Raw genomic sequence first — 22,478 nt, 5'->3', positions numbered from 1 at the left:
TATGTCTGGTAATACATTTGGAATACTTTTTAAAGTCACCACTTTTGGTGAAAGTCATGGTTTAGCACTAGGTGCTATTGTGGATGGTTGCCCGCCTGGGATTGAGATATCTGAAGAAGATTTACAGAGAGATCTCGACCTTCGTAAGCCTGGTACCTCAAAGTTCACAACTCAAAGACGTGAACCAGACCAAGTAAAAATCCTTTCAGGTGTTTTTGAAGGGAAAACGACAGGAACGCCAATTGGTTTACAAATTGAAAATACCGATCAGCGTTCTCGAGATTATGGCAACATTGCGGACACATTCCGTCCTGCCCACGCCGATTATACCTACGACCAAAAGTACGGTTTTCGTGATTACCGTGGTGGCGGCCGTTCCTCCGCTCGTGAAACCGCAATGCGAGTTGCAGCGGGTGCAATTGCTAAAAAATACCTAAAGCAGCAGTTTGGTATTGAGATTCAAGGTTACCTATCTCAACTCGGTCCAATCAAACTGGAAGTTAAAGACCTTAGCCAAGTATATGAAAATAGCTTTTTTAGCCCTGATCCAGATGCTATCCCAGAACTTGAAGAATACATGACAGCATTACGCCGAGAGAAAGACTCTATTGGCGCGAAAATAACTGTGGTTGCGAAAAACCTTATGCCAGGCTTAGGTGCACCTGTATTTGATCGCTTAGATGCAGATGTTGCCAAGGCTATGATGAGCATCAATGCAGTAAAAGGTGTTGAGATTGGTGATGGTTTTGCTGTTGTTGAACAGAAAGGTAGTGAGCACAGAGATGAAATGTCACCTGAAGGCTTCTTAAGTAATCATGCCGGTGGCGTTCTTGGTGGTATTTCATCAGGCCAAGATCTTGTTGTTCATATGGCACTTAAGCCAACATCGAGTATTGTTACTCCTGGAAAAAGCATCGATAGAGAAGGTAATGAGATCGAAGTTGTCACTAAGGGGCGTCACGATCCTTGTGTTGGTATTCGTGCAACGCCAATAGCAGAAGCAATGCTTGCGTTAACGGTAATGGATCACTTACTAAGACACAGGGCGCAAAATGCGGATGTAGTGTGCCCAACGCCTATCATCAAAGGGCAGGCTTAAGCTTAAAGTTGCTTGAGTATTTTTTAATGAGCCGTGACTGAGTTTAGTTACGGCTTTTTTATTTCAAAATTAAAAGGATTTATCTGGCGGTAAAAATGACTAAAGAAATTTATTTATGCGTTGCATCCACCAACCCAGTAAAAGTCTCAGCCGCTAAAAATGCTTTTTTAGCTGTTTTTCCTGATCTTGTGATTCAGTGTGAAGGTATGGAAGCCCTTTCAGGGGTGGCTAACCAACCCATGACAGAGTCAGAAACCCGTTTGGGGGCTGAAAATAGGGTACGATACTGCTCTAATCTGGACTCAGAAAACAGATTTGATTACTTTGTTTCTATGGAAGGAGGAGTGGATAAATTTGAAGAGGGCGCCGCTACATTCGCCTATGTTTCTATCCTTACTAAAAATATGAGTCTAACAACTGGTCGATCTGCGAATTTGCCATTACCAAGTAAAGTATTTAAACGATTAGAGAATAATGAAGAGTTAGGCCATGTAATGGATGATATTTTTAACACTTCAAATATACGCCAAAAAGGCGGTGCGATAGGCCTCTTAACAAACAATGTAGCGACTAGAGAAAGTATTTATACTCAAGCGCTTGTCTTGGCTTTAGCCCCCATTTTGCATGCAGAGCATTATCTATAATGAACGAGGGAAGTAAGATGGATTATAAATGGGTGTTGTTTGACGCTGATGAAACTTTGTTTCACTTCGATAACTTTTCTGGTCTTAAAAAGCTTTTTGAGCGTTATGGAGTTAACTTTACTCAAGCCGACTTTGAGTCCTATCAAATGGTTAATAAGCCATTATGGGTAGATTATCAAAATGGTGCTATTACCGCTGCGGAATTACAGACTAAACGGTTTACCCAGTGGGCCAATAAATTGAGTGTGAGTGCAAAAAAACTGAATTCAGAGTTTCTTGACTGTATGGCTGAGATCTGTGAGCCGCTCGCAGGTGCAAAAGAGTTACTAATAAGCTTACAAAAAAAGAATATTAAGGTTGGCATAATAACCAATGGTTTTGCGGCGCTACAAAAAGTCCGTTTGGAGCGTACAGGTTTTGACTCCCATATTTCTCTTTTGGTTATCTCTGAGCTTGTCGGTATTGCCAAACCTCACCGTGATATTTTTCAGTATGCATTTGAGAAAATGGAGACTCCAAACAAAAATCAGGTACTCATGGTGGGTGATACATTGGAATCAGATATTCTAGGCGGAAATAATTTTGGCTTTGATACTTGCTGGCTAAATTCTAATAGTAAGCAGGCTGAACATATAATTCCTACCTATGAAGTGAGCACATTGAGTGAACTGGAGGAAATTTTAAATCCATCTAATTGATCGCTTTAAAAGGCGATTGCTTTTAGTCTAATATTTCCGATAAATGTTATTATCGGAAATAGTGTATTTGCTTAAGAATCCCTTAACTCTGATCCAATATGCTAATGGCTTTCTAATTATTCGATAATGACGCTTCTGTTACGGCCTCTGCCTTTAGCTTCATACAAGGCTTCATCAGCTAGATTTAAACTGTGGTCGATTGAAATGCTATCTTTTTGCCAAGATGATACACCGATAGATACTGTAAGGTGTCCAACAACATTAAATTCTTCTTCAGATATTTTAATGCGTAATCTTTCTGCGCATGTATATGCTTCTTCTTGTGAACAGTTTTCAAGAATGAAAATAAATTCCTCACCACCAACTCGAGCGACCATATCACTGTCTCTTGAAAAGCTTACCATGAGTTCAACTAGGCGCTTTAGAACATCGTCACCAACTTTATGTCCATAGCTATCGTTTATGTGCTTGAAGTAATCAATATCTAAAGCTAGAACAGAGAATGGTGTTTCCAATAATTCATATTGCTCAAGTCGAAATTTAAGAGCACGTCTATTATTAGCACCTGTTAACGGATCTGTTGTAACGTCTCGCTGTAACTGGCCAATTTGTTTATGAATCAGCTTCATGCTGCTTAAGATAGATTTTTTAAGGCCGTGACTCTCAACATACCAAGAATTAATTTTCTCAATATCTTGAATGGTCGATGGGCTTTCAAGAAGTTTTGCTTTTTCAGCAAGTTGTTGTAATGGTGAAGATATTGATCGAGCAAAAAACCAGACAAAGATGAAAACAGCGAAGGTAATAGGCGTAGTGTGTAAAACTACTTCTTCCATAATGCCTGTTAATGGTAGTAATGATGATGCGACGGGCGTTTGGGCGATAATAACCCAGTCCGTACTAGGTACTTTTGAGTAGCCTATAAGTACGTCTTCACCGCTTTCCATATGTATTAGACCGCCCTCTCCCTCGTTACTTTCGACAGTATCTAAATCAACATCTGCGAAAGTACCTACTTTACTTAAATCATTGTGATAGAGAATCTTTTTACTTTTGTCTATTACATATATGGTTGAGCCATCTTTGTAATGATGCTCTCCCAATATGTTGCCTAAAATGTTGTCTCTTTCAAGATATATAGAGCCGCCAACAAAGCCTGCATATTGGTTATCAGCATCAAACATAGGTACTGTCATGAGGATGATTAATATCCCGGACACACTGCTGGGGAAAGGCTCCGTTATAAATACAGCCTTTTCTTCTATAGCTCTAGGTGATATGAGTCCAAGTCTTCCAATTAAAGCATCCACTTCTTTGGAGCCGGCTAAAATGATTCCGTCTTTATTGCCAAGTAATGTTGAGTTAAAGGATTTGGTTTGATATCTGAGTTGAGCTGTCTGCTCTTGCAGAAATGCTAGATTATCAATTTTGTTTGCTGCGACTTTACTAGTGTAATTGAGTTGTTGTAATGATGACTGTAGAAATATTTCTGTAGTGTCGGATAATTTTTTTGCGTAAGCACGGTTAACATCAATAGCTTGAGATACTAACTGTTCCTTTTGAACTTGATAGTTAGAAGCGAGACTATTAATAAAGGTGATTACGGTAGCGGTTAAAGCGGTAAATAAGATAAGTCTATTCAGTTTTAAAATACTACCTTTGACTTTAGACAAAGCAAGAGCCCTCTGAAGTTTCATACTGGATGACTGAATAGGATGACGAGATTGATAAAACAACTCTACTAGATATAACTATAACAATATTTTGAAATAATGTTTAAGCGATTGATGTAATTATGCTTTAAATGCTTAGATAAAAGTTAATTTTTTAAAATTTTCATATCTAAAAAGGTATATCTGGTACTGTCGGTGCTTTAATTACTCAGATAATACGCAACAGTTTCTGCCTTTTTGCTTAGCTTCATATAGAGCTTTATCTGCGAGTGATAGAGCGTTTTCAATGGATCTGCTTTTAGGTTGCCATGAGGATATTCCTATTGAGATCGTGATATCTCCTACACTATCAAATACTTCATTTTCTACCTGTAATCTAAGACGTTCGGCGCATGATAAAGCACCTACTCTTGATAGGTTTTCTACTATAAAGACAAACTCTTCCCCGCCTGTTCTTACTAGCATATCGTTTTCTCTTGAAAAGCTATTAATTAACGCAACTAGCTGTTTGAGGACATCATCACCGGCTTTATGCCCATAGGTATCATTTACTATTTTAAAGTGATCTATATCAAGTGCAAATATAGTGAAAGGGACCTCTATTGCTAGATACTCTTCTAGACGAAGTTGTAATGCTCTTCTGTTATTGGTTCCTGTTAATGGGTCGGTATTTACATCATTTTTTAGTTTACCTATTTGTTTATGTATCAGTTTCATACTGCTGATAATTGCTATTTTTAAACTCAAGCTCTCAAAGTACCAAGAATTAATTTTTTCGATGTCTTTCACTGTATCCATATCACTTAATGCTTTTGAGCGCCGCTCAAGCTTTTGAAGAGGAGCAGAAATAGATTGTGCAAACAGCCAGATAAAAAGTAATACCATTATCGTTACAGGTAGTGTCGTTAATACGACCTCTTTAACTACGTCTGATAGACGCAGCATTGTAGATTCTTTTGGGGTCTCTACAACGATCAGCCAATCAGTAGCTTTTACTTTAGCTACCCCTACCAGTAGCTCTCTATCATTTTTTTTAATTACACCGCTACCTTCTTCAGTATTTGAAATTAAAGCAGCTATTCTGGAGTCTGATAAAAATGAGCCAACATGAGATAAATCGTTGTGGTACAAAACTTGGTTTTTGTTATCTATTACATAAACACTTGAATTGTCTTTATAGTGATTTTGCCCAAGAATTTTGTTGAAAATATTGTCCTGCTTTAAATAAATCGCACCGGATATAGAGCCTAGAAAATGCTTTTTTAAATTAACAATGGGTGATGACATTAAAATCACTAATTCTTTAGCACCCCGACCTTGAGAAGCAGGGCTAACATTTAAAGTTTTATTTGAAAGGGAATTGTATTTTACTATGTTAATAAAGCCACTTAGATGTAAAGCAACTGGAGAGCTGGCTAATGTCCGACCTGACTTACTATTTATAATAACGGCGTTAAAGTTATCTGTTTGAGCTCGAACTTGCTCGACTTCCTCTACTAGAGCCTCTTTATTTGTCATTTTAGTAGAGGCTTTTTGTGCCGTATAAGCAACTTGCTGTAAAGATGCGTTCAGAAAAAGTTCAGTGGTATCTGCTAGCTTTTTAGCGTATACACGGTTAACTTCGATACCTTGAGTAATTAAATACCCTTCTTGTACTTTATAAGTGGAATAAAGACTGTTTATTAAGGTAATAATGGTGGCTGTTAAAGCAGTAAATAGGATTAACCTATTTAGCTTTAATGGGTTACCTTCTCCCTTCATAAACACTTGCCTTATTTATATTTTCTTAGAGTTGAGATCTGGGGATATGACCAAATGGTCATTTTTTCATGACATCTATGATTAAACAAACAATTTTACTTATCGAAACAATTTGGCACAAAGTTAACAAAGGCAAATATGTAAAAGCATGTAATGGATATGTGTATACAGTAGTCGCTCTAAAACCTAGAGCTGAAAAGGAGTCCTATGTCTCATTTAGTGCCTTTCATGACGCTAAATGAGACATAACTTAAAATGCTTGAGGCTACATTTAATGTAGCTTTAATTTTGGCTTTACTACTTTACCTATTTTTTGAGCAGCCATGATAACCGTTGCTTTTAACCAACCATGTATAGCGATAAGGTGTAACCTATATAAAGAGACGTAAACAAAACGTGCAATTCGCCCTTCAATAAACATCCCTCCGCCCATTAAGTTCCCCATCAAACTTCCGACGGTACTGTAGTTACTGAGATTTACTAAGGATCCGTAATCTTTGTAGGTATATTCTTTTTGAGGCTCATTTAAGAAGGATGACTTAATATTTGAGAACACGAGTGACGCCATTTGATGTGCTGATTGTGCGCGAGGCGGGACAAAAGAGCCATCTGCTTGCTCACAAGCACAGCAATCGCCAATGACATAAATGTTTTCATAGTTATGAGTTTGCAACGTTTTTTTAACTAGGATCTGATTATTACGAGTGGTTTCAATGCCTTCAATCTGAGAAATGAAATCAGGCGCTTTGACACCTGCCGCCCATATCATCAGATCTGCTGCTATTTTTTTATCATCTGCAGTAACAAAACCTTCCTCATCAGCTTTTATTACTCTTGTATTTTCTGAAACAGTTACGCCAAGTCGGGTTAATTCTTTTTTAGCTAACGCAGCGATACGATCTGGTAAAGCGGGTAATATACGTGCTCCCGCTTCAATCAACTGTACATTTACCCTCTTTCCTGACATTTCTGGCATTCCGTATGCTTTTAACATATCGGCAACATGAAATAACTCTGCCGATAACTCCACACCAGTTGCGCCACCACCAACTATAGCTAACTGCAGTTTTGCAGTATCACCTTCTTGCTGAATGCGTAAAAATTGGTATAAAAGTGCTTGCTGAAAGCGTTCCGCTTGTTTATGTGAATCTAAGAAATAGCAATGATCTGATACACCGGGAGTGCCAAAGTCGTTACTAACGCTACCCACAGCCATAATGAGAATATCATAGGATATGATGCGCTCCGGTAAAATAATATGCCCTTTCTCATCTGATAACGATTTAAGGGTTAACTCTTTTGATTGTGGGTTAACCCCAGTCAGAGTACCCAATTGAAAGCTATAAGAGTGCTTTGCAGCATGAGCACGATAATTTAAGCCGTCATTATTAATATCTAATGAGCCTGTTGCCACTTCATGAAGTAGAGGCTTCCATATATGAGTTTGGCTTTTATCGATAAGAATGACTTCTGCTTGGCGCTTTTTACCAAAAGCATGACCAAGTTTAGTCACTAGTTCTAAACCTCCAGCTCCTCCGCCAACAACTACGATTTTTCTCATTTAAATCACCTATAACTGGGAGTAATCCGACACAAACAAATAGATTGGTTTGACTGCATGCCTTGATATTTATGTAATATGTTTTGCTAATAACCTATCAAGTGTATTAGCGAAGGACATTCTATCTTGTTGACTGAAACTAGTTGGTCCTTCTGTTTGAACTCCTGACGCTCTCATTTGCTCCATGAAGTCCCGCATAGCAAGCCTCTGCTTTATGTTTTCTTGAGTATAAAGTTCGCCACGAGGATTAATGGCCAAAGCACCTTTTGTGATGGCGTCTGATGCTAATGGAATATCCGCAGTAATAACAAAATCACCGGGAGTTAAATTTTCAACAATATAATTATCTGCCTCATCAAAACCTGAGCTTACAACTCGTCGTTCAATCCACTTTGATGCAGGTATGCTTATTGCCTGATTTGCGACTAAAATACATTTCTTCTCAATTCGCTCTGCAACACGAAAAAGAATTTGCTTAATTACATTTGGACAAGCGTCCGCATCTACCCAAAGCTTCATATGAATGCTCGACGATTGTTAGCGACTGTTCATTATTGAATATGAGGGTAATTAAATCTACTCAGACATGATCAAAAAGTTATACTTATCGTTCAAAGCTGCTCGAAGATAACTGGTTTAACGTAGGCTGGCCGTTACAAATAGATTCGAAATGGGTATTTGTTCTTATTAATATGTGATCACAATAAAAGTTGATCGAATCGACCCAGGATTTTCTTACTTCATCTGGTAAAATATTACTATCGACTGTGAGTTCATTTAGAGCTCTTAACTGCAGCCAACCACCGACCATATACCCTATCAGCATCATATAAGAATGCGCTACGCCTGTTGCTAGAACAGCAGAGTGATCCATTGCTTCCAGACAATATCGGGTAGACTGTTTGGCCTGACTTAGGGACTTTTTAAAATTAGCTATCTGGTTTTGCGAATTGCGAATGGCCCAGTTATCAGCTTCGTGTTCAATATCCGAAAGCAATTTTCTCATTGCTTCCCCTTTGTCAAAATGCAATTTTCTACTAATTAAATCTATGGCTTGAATGCCATTAGTTCCCTCATAAATAGGTAATATTCGGGCATCACGGGCGAACTGAGCTACCCCAGTCTCTTCAATATAACCAGCACCTCCGTGTATCTGAATGGCTAAGGATGTAACTTCTTGAGCTTGCTCAGTAATCCAGCCTTTTATTATTGGGGTGTATAGTGCTGTTCTAGCTTTCGATAGAGTTTGCTCTTCACCAATGGCTAGCTGAGACAAATCATTTTCTCTTGCTGCGACATGAATAAATGATCTCATGGCATCAATTTGAGACTTCATTGTCATCAACATTCGAAGCACATCAGGGTGTTCTATAATGTTCGCTCTTTCACCAATTGAATTAACCCCTTGTTGACGCTCTTTAGCGTAGGCTAGAGCCTTTTGATACGCCCTTTCTGAGATGCTGAGTCCTTGTAGACCGACACTTTGCCTAGCATTATTCATCATGGTGAACATAGAGCGAATACCAGTGTTCTCTTTCCCTATGAGGTAGCCTACTGTCCCCTGATTTTCTCCAAAACTCATTACACAAGTTGGAGAGGCATGTATCCCTAATTTATGCTCAATCGAAATAGGTTTTAAATCATTACGTGTTAATGTTCCGTCTTTGCTAACCAAAAACTTTGGAACAAGAAAAAGTGAAATGCCTTTCATACCTTTAAGCGAATTGGGGGTTCTTGCCAATACCAGATGAATAATATTCTCACTCATTTGGTGATCACCCCAAGTGATGAATATTTTTTGCCCTTTAATGCGGTAATAATCACCATCAGGGGTTGCTTTACACTGAATGCTTGATAGGTCTGACCCAGAATTTGCTTCTGTTAAATTCATAGTTCCTGACCATTTTCCAGACAGTAAATTCGGCAAGTAGTAATCTTTTATCTCGTTGCTGGCATGTTTTTCTATGGCTTCAATTGCACCTTGGCTTAATAATGGACACAAAGAAAAAGATAGATTTGCAGACTGAATACCTTCATTCACTGCTGTAGAAATGTAGGATGGTAACCCTTGTCCACCATATTGGGGTGAAGCAGAGAGACCAATCCAACCACTCCCCGAGTAAATTTGAAATGCCTTCTTTAAAGCTTCTGACTCAACAACATCATTTTCAACTAATTGGGCTCCCTGCGCATCCCCAACAGAATTTGTAGGGGCTATAACTTGCTCCGCTAATTTTGCTGCTTCATGTAGTAGAGCCTCTATGAAGTCTTTTTCTATTGGTTCTTCTAAATATGAATTTAGCTTTTCTACCTTAGCTATGGAAAATAAGCTGAATAGGATGTCATTGATTGGATATTGGTAATCACTCATACCTCTCTCCCAACATGGTTCACGTCATTCTAAAATGATGAATCTGCTTATTTTACTCAATAACAAATTAAGCCATTCTTTATGGCATTTTTTGGTAGTATTTAGTGATTATCTTAGTTGTGAAGTGTTTTTGTCGTTACGTATCATCATTTAAGTGGTTTCTATATTCGCTTGGTGTCATGCCGACCCATTTTTTAAAAGACCTAAAAAAAGCACTCGGCTCATCAAAGCCTAGTAAAGTCGCTATGTCATTTAAAGTTAATTGAGGTGAGCTGATGTAGTTCAGTGCTGCTTCTTTCCTGCATTCATCTTTTATTTGTTGATAGGAAGTATGTTCAGCATGTAATCGACGACGTAATGTTGAAATACTCATATATAAAGTACTAGCAACTTCTTCCGCACTGGGAATTTGTCTTGAAAAGTCTTTACCTATTATAGCGATTATTTGTGACTTTAGGCTGTTGTCATTCTCCACCATCACTAGCAATTGATACGGGGCTGTCTTTATGAAATCTTTTAGACTGTTTTCGGTTTGAATAATGGGCATATCTAAGTAGCTTGCTGAGAAAACAATGCTATTAGCATGTTGATCAAATTTCACCTCAGATTGAAAAAGTGCTTTGTAGTCGCTTGTATTCTCGGGTTGAGAGCTTGAAAAGTAGGCAGCTTTTAATATTAAGCGCCGGCCAATTAGCCATGAAATAAAGTGATGCCACATAGAAAGGGTGTTACGAATTTGACCTATTGACTCATTGGCAAGCAAGTCATTTATGTCCTCTTTTTCTCCATTTAACATCGAAAATGTGACTAAGGCAGACTGTCCCTTTCGAATTAGGACTGGTTTGATTTTAGGACCTTTGCAGATCTCATAAAATTCACTACACCTATGTAATGCATGTGAAAGGGTTTTTGCGTGTAAAATGCTTAGACACATCATTTTGAAAGCACCATTTGGCATTTTTCCGCCACTTAGTATTCCGAATGACTCATCTTTCATAAGCATCATGGCTTTTTGATATAGTAAACTATATTGGTAGGCCGAAAACTCAGTAGCTGAGTCAATCTCTATTTTTGAGTGTCCAAGTTCTTCTAGTAAACTGGTTGTGCAAATTGATTTTTTTTCTAGACACTTCAGTAAGTCAATAACGTTTGATATTGGCACTGTCGCTTTCATGAACTCGTCCTTGATTGCGTATTTGTTGTTATGCTTATGATTGTAGTGCGAATTTACAAAAAATTTCTTAAAAATGAGAAAGTTAAACCTTCCGATCTCTTTGTGTTGTTTGATTTTTGTTTTAGCTATGGTCTAATTTTTAACAAATTTTATATAATAAAGGAAAGTGTTAATGTTATTTAGAAAGATTGCCTTCGCTACAGGTGTTAGTTTTGTACTGTTATCCTCTAGCCAAGCATTTGCCATTAAAGATTTTTGTACGCCTAAGTTAGAATCTTATATAGAAAAAACACAAAAGATTGTGGACTCTAAATATGTGTCTGGTAGTAAAAAAGAAACGGCTCAAAAGCTTCTAGACAAGATAAAATCAAGCCGAAACGAAACAAATGACTGTGTTATCGTAGATAAGTTACTCCCTTAATTTTTCATCTTAGAGACTATTACAACAATAGTCTTTTTGGAGGTTATATGCTTAAGCAATGGTTAGTTGGGTTCGCTCTTGTTCTCTCCTTCTCTGTCTATGGGCATGGTGTGTGCGGTAGTACAGAGTTGCACGCTTATATGATAGGTATTAAGGACGATTTGAAGTCGCTTTCAATGAATGTTAAATCTGGCGATCATAGTTCTGCAGAAAAATATGCTGACAATGTGATTTTGCATTTAACAAAGTCTCGAGAAGTGCTCCCTTACTCTTTAACTCTTGAAAATGATACTGCTGCAGAGAAGGAACTATATATAGCTTTAATCGACGAGAGTATTTTGGTTTTCAATAATCTTAAAGTTGCTCTGAAAACGTCAAATTCAGGGGATATTAGAAGATTGTTTGGAGAGATAGGCTCTCTTAGAAATAAAGGCCACCGACAGTTTAAAAGGGCTTGTTGAAAGAAGTTATGATGACCTTCTGTTAATTCGTTGTTACAATAACTAAGTTAATAGTGAGGTTATTATGGCTCGATTGAAGAAGTCCCGCAGCATGCGCGGGAAGTTAGGCAAAACAGGATCAAAGGAAGCAATGAAAGAGCAGAAAAAAGCTCGTAAAGCTTCTGCTAGTCGTCGCTTTGTCACAAAAAAAGCGAAAGAAAGAAAAGAACAAGCACACAAAAAACTTGAACGATTAGGCTTACTTCCTGAAAAAGAAGAAGCTATAGCTCCAGCCCGTCCTCGTCGTTTTGTTTTCGTCAAACCGAAAGAAATGGAAAATGTTAGCGAGCACGATGAAAATTCAAAAGACGCTACAGATCTTCCCGAGCCATCTGTTGATGATCTAATTTCGGAATTCACTGAAAGTCACTAACCCTTTGTGATTTTTTCTATTAAGAAAGGGCTTATATTAGCTCTTTCTTAATCTACTTCACTCCTCTGACCTCTATATTTTCAAATGAAAGAAGCTATTTTTTCATTATCCAATAGTAGTACGTATCATTATCTTGTGTTTGATCAAGTAATTTATGACCAAGAAATTGGCAAAATTTCGGTATGTCTCGTGTTGTTGATGGGTCTGTTGCAATCACTTTCAAAACATCTTTGGTCTTTAGTCTACGCATTTCCGCATGTAGCATCATAACGGGTTCAGGGCAAAGAAGACCTGTTGTATCTAATAGTTCATTGTATTCCATTAAGTTGTCTACACTCCAACTGTTTTCTTAAGCCAGTTTTTAGTTATTTCTGCAATCTCAAAAACTGTTTCCATTTGATTTTTCTTGAATGATTTTAGAGTTTTAAAGTCATGGTCAGCGCCTTCTATCCATATAATATCGACATTATTTGGAATAGCTTGTTGATTAACCCACTCATAATTTCCTAGTTTATCTCTAGTGCCTTGTATTATTAAACAAGGAACCTTTAAGCCCTGTATGAAAGAAAGCCTATGTTTTTCTTGTTTCCCAGGAGGATGAAATGGGAATCCAAAACATACAATGGCTTTTACATTGGGTAAACAAGATAGTTGTGTCGCTACCCTTCCACCTAAAGACTTACCGGCAACAATGCATGTGTCATTACCAACAATGTTTTGATATTCAGGAATAAGCTTGTCAATTCTAGGAGGTGGTCGTTTTTTCCCTTCTTTTTCTTGTTGTTCCATATAAGAAAAGGTTACTGGAGTAACCTGTTTAATACTCGTATTGGATTGCTCTAGCGCAGTGATTAATGAATTTAAAAAAGGTGTACTGTGACCAGCACCTGAGCCATGAGCAACAAATAGTGTAGGTTCTATCATAATCAGAAGGGCAAAATTAAACTTTGATTGTACACCATTTTATTATCTCAGTATTAAGGTAGAAAGATTGATCTGTGTCAGCATAATAAATACATAGATGCGTAATACTCTTACTTAGTAACTCTTGTAGGAATATACCATGATTTGGGACGCTTCACTTATCAGTAAGTACAATTTAACTGGGCCTAGATATACCTCCTACCCAACGGCGCCCCAGTTTAATGAGAGTATTAGTAAGATATCGCTTGTCGATAAAATGTTAGCTCCATCTGATTCTCCTTTAAGTTTATATTTTCATATTCCGTTTTGTGCACACCTCTGTTACTACTGTGGTTGTAATAAAATAGTCACTAAGCAATATGATAAAGGCGATGAGTACGTAGAATTATTGGGAGAGGAAATGAGGTTAAGAAGCCTCATGCTTGATCCAAATCGCCAAGTAACTCAACTACACTTTGGTGGCGGAACTCCCACTTTTTTAAGAGAAGAACAGTTATCGAAGCTGTTTGACTATATAAAAGAATACTTCAACCTTATTAATGATGGGTCTCAAGATTATAGTATTGAAATAGACCCTAGAGAAATATCTAAGTCAAAGTTAGAGTTGTTACATCGAATGGGGATAAATCGCGTCAGTATTGGCGTTCAAGATTTTAATTCTCAAGTGCAAAAAGCAGTTCATCGTATTCAATCGTTTGAATTAGTTAAAGATCTTGTTTCTGATGTCCGTAACTTAGGTATAAAATCAGTTAATTTTGATTTAATTTATGGATTACCTAATCAGACAGTCGAAGGGGTTCGGGAGTCGCTTAAAAAGGCGCTTTCTTTATCACCGGATCGTATATCCCTTTTCAACTATGCTCATTTGCCTGAACGATTTCCAGCGCAAAAAAGAATACCAGCGGAAAGCTTGCCTCCTGCTGACAGCAAATTAGCCATTCTCAAAATGTCAATTCAACTACTCATTGAAAGTGGTTATGAATATATTGGTATGGATCACTTTGCTAAGCCTACAGATAGTCTTGCTCTTGCTCAAAAAGAAGAGCTCTTGCAGCGTAATTTTCAGGGTTATACTACACACTTGGGAACTGAATTAATTGCATTTGGCGTTTCATCTATCAGTAATTTAAATGGTATTTATATCCAAAATCATACTAATTTAGACCGCTATAAAACCTGTATTGAAAATGGTCAGCTAGCAATCAATAAAGGCTATATCAGTGATTTTGATGATAAGTTAAGGCATAGAGTTATAATGACTCTTATAACCTCATTCAAGCTAGAGTGTCATATAATAGAAAAAGAGTTTGATATTTGCTTTCATGAGTACTTTCAAAATGAGGTAGCCAAACTTCGAGAGTACTTAGACGATGGTATGTTAGAAATCTTGCAAAATAATAATAAAGTCACGTATAAAGTTACGGGGAAAGGTAGATTGCTAATACGTTGTATTTGTATGGTGTTTGATAAGTATTTAGGTCAAAACACATCTTACTCAAAAGTAATATAAGCAGGATTTTAGGAGTATTCATGTCTATCGCACATATGTCATCACGGTTTAGCAGTACACTTACCGCTCAATGTCAAAACTGCAGTTTAAGTGCCCTTTGTCTTCCTATTGCTCTTGCTGATGAAGATATTACAAGGCTAGACCAAATCATAGAAAGGAAGAAACCTCTTAAAAAAGGTGAATTCTTGTTCCGTCAAGGTGATGCGTTTGACTCTGTATTTGCTGTGCGTTCAGGAACGATTAAAACCTTTAACATAACGTCTCTAGGGGAAGAGCAAATTACAGGCTTTTATTGCCCTAGTGAACTATTAGGGTTAAGCGGAATTGACACAAATACCTACCCTATCTCTGCCAAAGCTTTAGAAACGACAACGGTTTGTGAAATTCCATTCACCCATTTAGAAGAGTTATCGAGCCAAATTCCCTCTTTAAAACATCAATTATTTAAACTGATGAGCCGAAAAATATCGGACGATCAGCAAATGATGGTGTTATTAGGCAAAAAAAATGCAGATGAGAAAATTGCGTCCTTCTTATTAAATTTATCAAATAGGTTTAAAAAACGTGGTTATTCGGCAAGTTCATTTCGCTTATCAATGTCTCGAGGGGAGATAGGTAATTATCTCGGGTTGGCAGTTGAGACTGTTAGTCGGGTGATCACTCGCTTTCAGAGCAATGGATTGGTTCATGTTGATGGCAAGGAAATTGAAATATTAGACTTTAATGAAATGCAAAAACTCATAGGCGCTCCAGCCGTTTGTGATAAAATCGCCTGTATCTAATAATATACAAAGGCGTACATATATGCTCTATGATGATTTTTATGTTAAATCTCTGATTCAAACAATAGAAGATTGGCCTAAAGAAGGCATTAGCTTTCGCGATATCACCCCTATTTTCACAGATCCAAAAGGCATGCGCATGGTAGTGGATGCTTACGTCCATCGTTACATGTCTGAGGATATTTCTCATATAGCTTGCATTGATGCCCGTGGGTTCTTAATCGCCGCTGTGCTTGCATATGAGTTACAAAAGCCACTTATTTTGATCCGAAAGAAAGGAAAATTACCAGGAAAAACGGTTTCTCAAAAATATGCTTTGGAATATGGTGAGGCAGAACTTGAAATTCAAGAAGGAGCCGTACAAAGTGGCGATAGAGTTTTATTATTTGATGACCTAATTGCAACAGGCGGGACTCTATTTGCTGCGATAAAATTGCTGACAGAGCAAGGGGCTAGTATAAAAGAAGTGGCTGCAATCATCGATCTACCAGATTTAGGTGGCAGTGAGAAGCTACGCGAAACAGGTATCCCAGTGTTTAGTTTATGCGCTTATGATGGCGAATAATTTTTTACTTCGAATTTAGGGTAATAAAAAAGGTGGCACAGCCACCTTTTTTATTTTTTAAATATTTGTTGGCTTTTAGAAACCAACATTGGCACCAACAGAGAAGCCTCTGTTTATTTCATTTCGTTCACCATCATCATATACAACAACAGTATTGCCGTAGCGAATGAAAGCGCGTGCATTCTGAGTTGTCATATATTCAAGTCGTGTTTCATAAGTATAAGTATGGTCTAAGTTACTGAATGACAGGACTTCAGGTGAGTAGTACAAAGAAGCATACAGGCTTAAGCGATTGGCTTGTTGGATGGTGTATCTATACCAACCGCCTACACCTAATGCTGCAGATAATTCATCTTCATCATCATTGATATCAGCATCAATCAAAATAGCTCGTATACCTACACCAATTTCAAGTGGACCACCACCTCCACTTTCTGAGTCCTGTACATTTATTCCAACGTGTGTTGTAGAAGCGTTTACATCTACATCATGAGTAATACCTGCATTAAGGTTAATATTACCCAATTGTAGATCGATATCACCTTGTGCTGTTTCATTTGTTAAGCTTACTGTGGCGTTAGAAGCATATGTAAATGATGCACCTAGAACTCCAGCTGTTAATAATAAAGTTTTAAATTTTTGATTCATTTCTATGGTCCTACAATGAAATAACATTAAGGCGATTAAGGGCGCCTTCAGATTGTGCTAACCCTTTAAAGTCGAATAATTCAGTGTCTGCTAAATGCGACGGAACAACATTTTGTAGTGCTGTAAACATGGTATCGGTTCTGCCAGGAAAGTCTTTATCCCATTTTTGTAACATGTCTTTAATAACTTGCCTTTGCAAGTTCTCTTGGGAGCCACACAAATTACATGGGATAATTGGGTATTCTTTTAATTGGGCGAACGCTTCAATATCTTTTTCTTTGCAATAGGCTAAAGGCCTAATTACTACATGCTTACCATTGTCGCTTAACAATTTCGGTGGCATAGATTTCATTTTTCCACCGAAAAACATATTCAAAAAGAGTGTTTCTAAAATATCATCTCTATGATGGCCAAGTGCAATTTTAGTGGCACCGATTTCTTCTGCAAATCCATACAAAGAGCCGCGTCTTAAACGTGAACATAAACCACATGTAGTTTTGCCTTCAGGCACTATCTCTTTAACAATACTGTAGGTATCACGCTCTAATATGTGAAAGTCTACCCCAAGTGTCTCTAGATATGCTGGTAAAATATGTTCTGGAAAGCCTGGTTGCTTTTGATCTAGGTTAACAGCCACAATACTAAAGTCAATTGGAGCGCTTGCTTGTAAATTTCTAAGAATTTCAAGCATAGTGTAAGAGTCTTTCCCGCCCGATAAACAAACCATTACTTTATCCCCTTCTTCAATCATGTTGAAGTCAGAAATTGCTTGGCCAGTTAATCTACGAAGACGCTTTTGAAGCTTGTTGAGTTCAAGCTTGGCTTTAGGTTGGTTTGATAAGTCCATTGAATACACGCTATAAATTAAACGCACACATCATACTCTATTACGCTAAAAACCGCATCTGAAATAAGAGCAAAAGCTCTCTGTCAAAAGTAAAGTATCTGCTAGTTTATGAATTTTTATTGGTTTTAATATATTGCAAAGTTGTTTTGCAAATTTTACAGATGTACTCAACACCTTTTTGGGCACGATTATGGCGCTGTTTAGAGAATTGATAGCATTCGCATGAACAGTGATATTCATAGGACTCTTTTGGTAATGGCGTGTCAAATTGATGAGTTCTATCTGGTTTTAAGCCATATACCTTCATCATCATAGCTTGCCATTCTTTACCGTGAGGCTTTACTTTACTGCCATAAATTTGAAAAATGATAATGTGAGCAACTTCATGGGGAACAACAGTTTCAATAAATGAGGCTGGGTCTTGTTGATACATAAAAGGGTTGAAGCGTACTTCATTTTTTTGTAGATGAGCCGTTCCAGCCGCCCGCCCCTTTTGTCTAAAATTACAGGAAGGCGGTGTGAATTTCGTTTCAAAAAAAGCATTTGCTTGGGCGACACAAAGGTCAACCTGATCCTCTATAAGCTTTAAATCCCGTAATGGGTCAATAGCATGGGTATGTGCTGAGGACATTACGTATTTCTCTTTTCGCTTGGCTCATGAAGTAGATTTAGGATATCCGTAGAAAAGGTCGATACCACTTCTTTTGATAGCCCTGTTAATCTACTTAATGATGCGATTGTTTTAGGTTGATGTAAACAAATTAGCCTTAATTGACTGTCATTTACTTGTGCCACCTTATTCTCATTTCGCCACGCTGTTATTTGATGAAGCTTTATGTTTTCTTCTGAAAACTGGCCATCATCAATGATTGGATAATAATATTCACTTGCTATCAGCGCCTGTTCCTTTCCCTGTAATAACACCCTAGACTTTTCTGTTAGGTGAACAGTAAATGCGTGACCTTCACCAAGCTCGATGTACTCAAGTGCAAGAAGGTATCTAACTATGGCTTTCCATTGCGCTTCATTTAACTCTTTCCCCTTTCCAAATAAAGGAGAAAGCTCTGCCCTTAAAGAGGTTACGGCTTTACTTCTTTTGCCGATTAAAGTCTGGATTAAGACTGAAAAAGGGTGAAGTCCCTTTGTATGATAGATAAGTGAAAGTATCTTTTGGCAAGCTGTTGTTACATTTTGCTCTGATGTTACTGAGTTGCAGCGATCACAGTTGTTGCATACCTCAACAGTTTCATCGAAGTAAGCTAGCATATTTACTCGCCGGCACCCTCTCGTTTCTAAAATTTCAAATAGCTTTTGTAGAGATTCATTGGAGCTAGCACCTGAGTTTGATGCTAGCTTTTTTGCTTGGAGCATGTCCTGCAAACCATAAAGTAGTAGAGACTTAGCGGGTCTTCCATCTCTTCCCGCTCTACCAATTTCTTGAAGAAATGCTTCTGGACTATTTGGAAGATCAACGTGAATCACAAACCTAATATGAGGAATATCTATACCCATACCATATGCGGTCGTTGCAAACATTAGACTACCATACGTCCCTATAAAATCTGTGTGGTTTTTTTGTTTTTCATCATTAGTCATTGCCGCGTGGTAGCCAAAACTAGGAATACCTAAGTCATTAAACCAGGCCGTAAGTTCATCGACCTTTTTCCGTGAACGGCAGTAGATAATGCCGGTTTCCCCCGGCACTTCATTTTTAATAAAATAGAGTATCTGCTGCTTGGCTTTTCTTTTTTGCGCTATTCGAATATGTATGTTTGAACGGTCAAAGCTATTACGCAAAACAAGGCAATTATCTAAGCTTAAGGAACTTTTAATTTGGTCGGCCGTTTTTTTATCGACCGATCCGGTCAAGGCGATAATGGGAGTATCAGGAAATAGCTCTCTCAATTTTCCTAATTGGCTGTATTCTGGCCTAAAATCCCCCCCCCATTGGGTAATGCAATGGGCCTCATCAATTGCAAACAAAGATATTTCAACACTTTGTAAAACTCCTAGCACAGAGGCCTGTACTAATTTCTCTGGAGATAAATAAAGCAGATCTATATGGCAATGACGTAATGACCATACTAGGTCGTCCTGTTCACCAGGGTTTAATGTAGAGTTTAGAAACCTTGCATTAATGCCTTTTTTATTCAGCTCATTTACTTGTTGTGACATAAGTGACAATAAAGGGCTGATAACAACAGCAACACCTCTGCGAATTAATCCTGCCGATTGATAGACTAAAGACTTCCCTCCACCAGTCGGTGCAGCTAGCAAGACATCCCTATTCTCACATAAAGCGTCTATGGCTTCTTCTTGAAGTGGGCGGTAATCTGTAAAGCCTAATTGAGTAAGTACAGCTAACTTGTCATCCATTCTTAGATTATCTCTTAACGGCAGATATTCTGCATCGATTTTTAATACTCTTTTAGTTAGAATCAACTTCTTTTAAAAATCCATAATAGGAAATATGACTTCATGGCACACCAACCCCTTGATGATCTTGAATTAGAAACACTTGAAGCTTTTTTGGAATCAGACCAAGTCCATGAAGAATGTCAAAATTTTGTAATGGCTCATGGCTTTCTCACTGCTCTCGCTATCTGTCCTGCGAATATTGCTTCTGAGCAATGGCTACCAGTAGTCTTTGAAGAAGAGCCTAAGTTCAATAGCTCAAAAGAAGGAAAACAAATACATCAATACTTGATTCGCTTGTATGCCGATATTGAGAAGGAGCTTGAGTCAGAAGATGGCTTTATTCTTCCTTGTGATATTGAAATGGCCAGTGCTGAAGATGAACTCAGTGAGTTACAAGAGTGGGCAACAGGGTTCATGGAAGGTGTTTTCATGACTGAGGTTCACTGGTTTGAATCTGATAAAGAAGAAGCTATTGCAGAATTGCTTTTGCCTATGATGGTAGCATCTGATCTCTTTGATGATGAAGAAGTTGTTCAAATAAGATCAAGTGAGAAGTTGACGCAATCCTGTATAGCGCAAATACCCGAAGTAGTGACTGATATGTTTTTAGTGCTAAGAACAGAGCCCGAAAAGCGCCCTTTTCCAAAAGCGAATAATAACAAACATAAGCAGAATAAGAACAAAAAGAAAAAAAGATAAAGTATTAGAAAGCCTTCACCCTTTGAACTAGGTGCGGGCCTTCTTATAGGCTACAAGGGTTATGTCATCCAATTGCTCACATTCCCCGAGATAGCGTGATAATTTTTTCTCCATATTGAATTGAGATACTCTTAAGTCTTCTTCATTATTGCTATAAGCCTGAGAAATATAAGCTTTTAAAAGCTCCTTCCCTAGCATTTCGTTTTTATTATTCTTAAGTTCTAATACCCCATCTGAAGCAATAAGCAGTGTATCTCCATCATGGAGTTGACTGGTATGAAAATCAGATTCGAATTCATGAATGGGTAGAATACCTAAAGGCATATGATTTGAGCTAATAGCATCAAGGCTTCCTGAATCACGAAGAATAAGTGCGTCGGGCATTCCACCACCCCAGTAAGAAATTTCACCTTGCTCTGAAATCAGCATCAAATAGCCTGCGCAGAACATATAGTCTGGCAATATACTTAATAGCATTCGATTGATTTGAGTCACCAGATCACTCACTTCTGTAAGTTCATCAACAGCATCAAAAAAAGCCTGCATTATAGGTAATGCACCAATAGAAGCAGACAAACCATGTCCCGTAAAATCACCAACGAAGATAAGTGTAGAGTTATCAATTCTGGTTTTAACCAGAGCTAAATCACCGTTGAAACTTGCTGCAGATAAACGTGTAACCGCTAGGTTTCTGGTGTTAATTTCATTTCGATTTTGAATATGGTTAAGCACTTGATGAGCCATCTCATGCTCACGCTCTATCATTGTCTGAAAATAGGTTAAGGTTTTATTTTTTCCATACATTTCTTGCATAAGTTGAACATTACGCATGTGAGCTTTGAGCCTAATATTAAATAGCTGCTCATTGAAAGGCTTAGGAATAAAGTCATCTGCACCAATAACAAAGCACTGATCCATCATTAAATCAGATGAGTTGGAAGTTACAAAAACAATAGGAACTAAACGTTCTCCGGCGATAGCTTTGAATTCTTTAACTAAATTAAATGCATTGCCGCCCTTTATCAGTACATCCAATGTAACGATATCTGGCTCATGCTCTAAAAAAGCTTCCATTGCTTCTTTATATGTTGATGCTGTATGTACCTCAAGATTTTCTTCTTGAGCGCAAAGGGAGATTATTTCGCGATACGCAGGCTCACTGTCTACACACAACAATTTCATTAAATGTATCCTTACTACTTAATATCAAAGCGCTTATCAAAACGTGAAATCATTAGAATATTTTTAATGAAATCATTTGCACCTTTCAATTGAATGGTTGCATTTCCTGATACTGTGTTCTTCATGCTTAAAAGCATACCTAATGCTGCACTGTCTAAATATTCCACGTTAGAAATATCGACAATATAGAGGCTGTAGCTTTTCTCTAAATCCGTATAGGCATTTCGAAAATCATTAAATAATGAAAAGTCGAAATTGCCAATGATAGTTATAGTGACATAATCTTTTTTGTCATCAGTTGCTATAGAAATACTCATTACGGCTATTATTCGCCTCCATGACATTTAGGTGAAGATGGAGCTGATGAGTTACGTTCATCCCACTCTTTTGTGGTATACAAATGCAAAGCAAGCGCATGTATTTTGGGCATAATTTCACTTAAGGTACGATAAACAAGCTGATGCCTTTGAACTGGCCTTTTGCCATTAAAAATATCACATACCAAAATCAATTTGAAATGAGATTCACTATCTTTTGGTACATTGTGCATATAGCTCTCATTTTCCAAGCTAATATATTGCACATCAAATTCTTGATTAATGATTGATTCAATTTCAGTTTGTATTTT

25 protein-coding genes are annotated in these 22,478 nt (G+C 37.7%); 10 read left to right on the top strand and 15 right to left on the bottom strand.

The window, feature by feature from the left end; genetic code table 11:
• Nucleotide 1 precedes the first annotated feature (1 nt).
• The 3 genes from aroC (at nucleotide 2) to yjjG (ending at nucleotide 2,441) form a co-directional block, all read left to right on the top strand.
• Nucleotides 2–1,099 carry a chorismate synthase gene (aroC, locus tag OFY17_RS07910; protein ID WP_263530189.1) on the top strand — a complete coding sequence of 366 codons (1,098 nt, stop codon included), beginning with the start codon at nucleotides 2–4 and terminating at the stop codon, nucleotides 1,097–1,099.
• Nucleotides 1,100–1,194: 95 nt separating this feature from the next.
• Nucleotides 1,195–1,743 (top strand): inosine/xanthosine triphosphatase, encoded by a 549-nt coding sequence (gene yjjX, locus OFY17_RS07905; RefSeq protein ID WP_263530188.1) that lies wholly within the window; start codon nucleotides 1,195–1,197, stop codon nucleotides 1,741–1,743.
• Between the two features lie 17 nt (nucleotides 1,744–1,760).
• Entirely contained in the window at nucleotides 1,761–2,441 is a 681-nt protein-coding gene (gene yjjG, locus OFY17_RS07900) for a pyrimidine 5'-nucleotidase (protein WP_263530187.1), read from the top strand.
• Nucleotides 2,442–2,557: 116 nt separating this feature from the next.
• Here the strand turns inward: yjjG and OFY17_RS07895 are convergent, their stop codons facing one another.
• From OFY17_RS07895 to OFY17_RS07870, 6 genes are all read right to left on the bottom strand, one after another.
• Entirely contained in the window at nucleotides 2,558–4,114 is a 1,557-nt protein-coding gene (locus tag OFY17_RS07895; protein ID WP_263530186.1) for a sensor domain-containing diguanylate cyclase, read from the bottom strand.
• A gap of 204 nt (nucleotides 4,115–4,318) precedes the next feature.
• Nucleotides 4,319–5,875, bottom strand: a complete 1,557-nt coding sequence (locus OFY17_RS07890; RefSeq protein WP_263530185.1) for a sensor domain-containing diguanylate cyclase — start codon at nucleotides 5,873–5,875, stop codon at nucleotides 4,319–4,321.
• Nucleotides 5,876–6,146: 271 nt separating this feature from the next.
• Nucleotides 6,147–7,436 carry an NAD(P)/FAD-dependent oxidoreductase gene (locus OFY17_RS07885; RefSeq protein ID WP_263530184.1) on the bottom strand — a complete coding sequence of 430 codons (1,290 nt, stop codon included), beginning with the start codon at nucleotides 7,434–7,436 and terminating at the stop codon, nucleotides 6,147–6,149.
• Between the two features lie 69 nt (nucleotides 7,437–7,505).
• Nucleotides 7,506–7,955, bottom strand: a complete 450-nt coding sequence (locus OFY17_RS07880) for a YaiI/YqxD family protein (RefSeq protein WP_263530183.1) — start codon at nucleotides 7,953–7,955, stop codon at nucleotides 7,506–7,508.
• Nucleotides 7,956–8,040: 85 nt separating this feature from the next.
• On the bottom strand, nucleotides 8,041–9,807 hold the full coding sequence (locus tag OFY17_RS07875) for an acyl-CoA dehydrogenase (RefSeq protein ID WP_263530182.1): 1,767 nt from the start codon (nucleotides 9,805–9,807) through the stop codon (nucleotides 8,041–8,043).
• Between the two features lie 136 nt (nucleotides 9,808–9,943).
• Complete coding sequence (locus OFY17_RS07870; protein ID WP_263530181.1) at nucleotides 9,944–10,981, bottom strand: AraC family transcriptional regulator; 1,038 nt, start codon at nucleotides 10,979–10,981, stop codon at nucleotides 9,944–9,946.
• A 172-nt stretch (nucleotides 10,982–11,153) separates the two neighbouring features.
• Here OFY17_RS07870 and OFY17_RS07865 point away from each other — a divergent pair, with 172 nt between their 5' ends.
• The 3 genes from OFY17_RS07865 (at nucleotide 11,154) to OFY17_RS07855 (ending at nucleotide 12,275) form a co-directional block, all read left to right on the top strand.
• On the top strand, nucleotides 11,154–11,402 hold the full coding sequence (locus OFY17_RS07865; RefSeq protein WP_263530180.1) for a hypothetical protein: 249 nt from the start codon (nucleotides 11,154–11,156) through the stop codon (nucleotides 11,400–11,402).
• Nucleotides 11,403–11,449: 47 nt separating this feature from the next.
• Nucleotides 11,450–11,863, top strand: a complete 414-nt coding sequence (locus OFY17_RS07860) for a cytochrome b562 (RefSeq protein WP_263530179.1) — start codon at nucleotides 11,450–11,452, stop codon at nucleotides 11,861–11,863.
• A 64-nt stretch (nucleotides 11,864–11,927) separates the two neighbouring features.
• On the top strand, nucleotides 11,928–12,275 hold the full coding sequence (locus OFY17_RS07855) for an HAD family hydrolase (RefSeq protein ID WP_263530178.1): 348 nt from the start codon (nucleotides 11,928–11,930) through the stop codon (nucleotides 12,273–12,275).
• A gap of 94 nt (nucleotides 12,276–12,369) precedes the next feature.
• Here the strand turns inward: OFY17_RS07855 and tusA are convergent, their stop codons facing one another.
• Both tusA and OFY17_RS07845 read right to left on the bottom strand, forming a co-directional pair.
• Nucleotides 12,370–12,597: a sulfurtransferase TusA gene (tusA, locus tag OFY17_RS07850; RefSeq protein ID WP_263530177.1), complete on the bottom strand. Its 228-nt coding sequence runs from the start codon at nucleotides 12,595–12,597 to the stop codon at nucleotides 12,370–12,372.
• A gap of 8 nt (nucleotides 12,598–12,605) precedes the next feature.
• Nucleotides 12,606–13,199: an alpha/beta family hydrolase gene (locus tag OFY17_RS07845; protein ID WP_263530176.1), complete on the bottom strand. Its 594-nt coding sequence runs from the start codon at nucleotides 13,197–13,199 to the stop codon at nucleotides 12,606–12,608.
• A 139-nt stretch (nucleotides 13,200–13,338) separates the two neighbouring features.
• On the opposite strand from OFY17_RS07845, the gene hemN reads away from it, so the two are divergent.
• The 3 genes from hemN to OFY17_RS07830 are packed head-to-tail and all read left to right on the top strand — an operon-like array spanning nucleotide 13,339 to nucleotide 16,056.
• Entirely contained in the window at nucleotides 13,339–14,709 is a 1,371-nt protein-coding gene (gene hemN / locus OFY17_RS07840; protein ID WP_263530175.1) for an oxygen-independent coproporphyrinogen III oxidase, read from the top strand.
• A gap of 20 nt (nucleotides 14,710–14,729) precedes the next feature.
• Nucleotides 14,730–15,491 carry a fumarate/nitrate reduction transcriptional regulator Fnr gene (gene fnr, locus OFY17_RS07835; protein ID WP_318013662.1) on the top strand — a complete coding sequence of 254 codons (762 nt, stop codon included), beginning with the start codon at nucleotides 14,730–14,732 and terminating at the stop codon, nucleotides 15,489–15,491.
• A 22-nt stretch (nucleotides 15,492–15,513) separates the two neighbouring features.
• Nucleotides 15,514–16,056: an adenine phosphoribosyltransferase gene (locus tag OFY17_RS07830; RefSeq protein WP_263530174.1), complete on the top strand. Its 543-nt coding sequence runs from the start codon at nucleotides 15,514–15,516 to the stop codon at nucleotides 16,054–16,056.
• 75 nt (nucleotides 16,057–16,131) lie between these two features.
• On the opposite strand, the gene OFY17_RS07825 is transcribed toward OFY17_RS07830, so the two are convergent.
• The 4 genes from OFY17_RS07825 to OFY17_RS07810 all read right to left on the bottom strand — a co-directional run bounded on the left by OFY17_RS07825 (nucleotide 16,132) and on the right by OFY17_RS07810 (nucleotide 19,927).
• Nucleotides 16,132–16,704, bottom strand: coding sequence for a YfaZ family protein (locus OFY17_RS07825; RefSeq protein ID WP_263530173.1), 573 nt, complete (start codon nucleotides 16,702–16,704; stop codon nucleotides 16,132–16,134).
• A gap of 10 nt (nucleotides 16,705–16,714) precedes the next feature.
• Entirely contained in the window at nucleotides 16,715–17,551 is an 837-nt protein-coding gene (ttcA, locus tag OFY17_RS07820) for a tRNA 2-thiocytidine(32) synthetase TtcA (RefSeq protein WP_263530172.1), read from the bottom strand.
• Nucleotides 17,552–17,657: 106 nt separating this feature from the next.
• Complete coding sequence (locus tag OFY17_RS07815; protein ID WP_263530171.1) at nucleotides 17,658–18,182, bottom strand: SprT family zinc-dependent metalloprotease; 525 nt, start codon at nucleotides 18,180–18,182, stop codon at nucleotides 17,658–17,660.
• Nucleotides 18,182–19,927: a RecQ family ATP-dependent DNA helicase gene (locus tag OFY17_RS07810; RefSeq protein ID WP_263530170.1), complete on the bottom strand. Its 1,746-nt coding sequence runs from the start codon at nucleotides 19,925–19,927 to the stop codon at nucleotides 18,182–18,184. The genes OFY17_RS07815 and OFY17_RS07810 overlap by 1 nt, the downstream gene beginning before the upstream one ends.
• A gap of 102 nt (nucleotides 19,928–20,029) precedes the next feature.
• Here OFY17_RS07810 and OFY17_RS07805 point away from each other — a divergent pair, with 102 nt between their 5' ends.
• Nucleotides 20,030–20,668 carry a YecA family protein gene (locus tag OFY17_RS07805; RefSeq protein WP_263530169.1) on the top strand — a complete coding sequence of 213 codons (639 nt, stop codon included), beginning with the start codon at nucleotides 20,030–20,032 and terminating at the stop codon, nucleotides 20,666–20,668.
• Nucleotides 20,669–20,695: 27 nt separating this feature from the next.
• Here OFY17_RS07805 and OFY17_RS07800 read toward each other — a convergent pair whose 3' ends face one another.
• Genes OFY17_RS07800 through OFY17_RS07790 form a run of 3 tightly spaced genes read right to left on the bottom strand, consistent with a single transcriptional unit; the run spans nucleotide 20,696 to nucleotide 22,475 of the window.
• The gene (locus OFY17_RS07800) at nucleotides 20,696–21,850 is read right to left on the bottom strand and encodes a fused response regulator/phosphatase (RefSeq protein WP_263530168.1); all 1,155 of its coding nucleotides are present in this window, start codon (nucleotides 21,848–21,850) and stop codon (nucleotides 20,696–20,698) included.
• A 14-nt stretch (nucleotides 21,851–21,864) separates the two neighbouring features.
• Nucleotides 21,865–22,167, bottom strand: coding sequence for an STAS domain-containing protein (locus tag OFY17_RS07795; RefSeq protein WP_263530167.1), 303 nt, complete (start codon nucleotides 22,165–22,167; stop codon nucleotides 21,865–21,867).
• Between the two features lie 8 nt (nucleotides 22,168–22,175).
• Nucleotides 22,176–22,475 carry a BolA family protein gene (locus tag OFY17_RS07790; RefSeq protein WP_407659404.1) on the bottom strand — a complete coding sequence of 100 codons (300 nt, stop codon included), beginning with the start codon at nucleotides 22,473–22,475 and terminating at the stop codon, nucleotides 22,176–22,178.
• Between the last annotated feature and the right edge of the window lie 3 nt (nucleotides 22,476–22,478).

Source organism: Marinomonas sargassi, assembly GCF_025716875.1.
GTDB classification, from domain to species: domain Bacteria; phylum Pseudomonadota; class Gammaproteobacteria; order Pseudomonadales; family Marinomonadaceae; genus Marinomonas; species Marinomonas sargassi.
The sequence above is the reverse complement of the archived record's forward strand: the minus strand, read 5'-3'. Positions and strand labels throughout refer to the sequence as shown.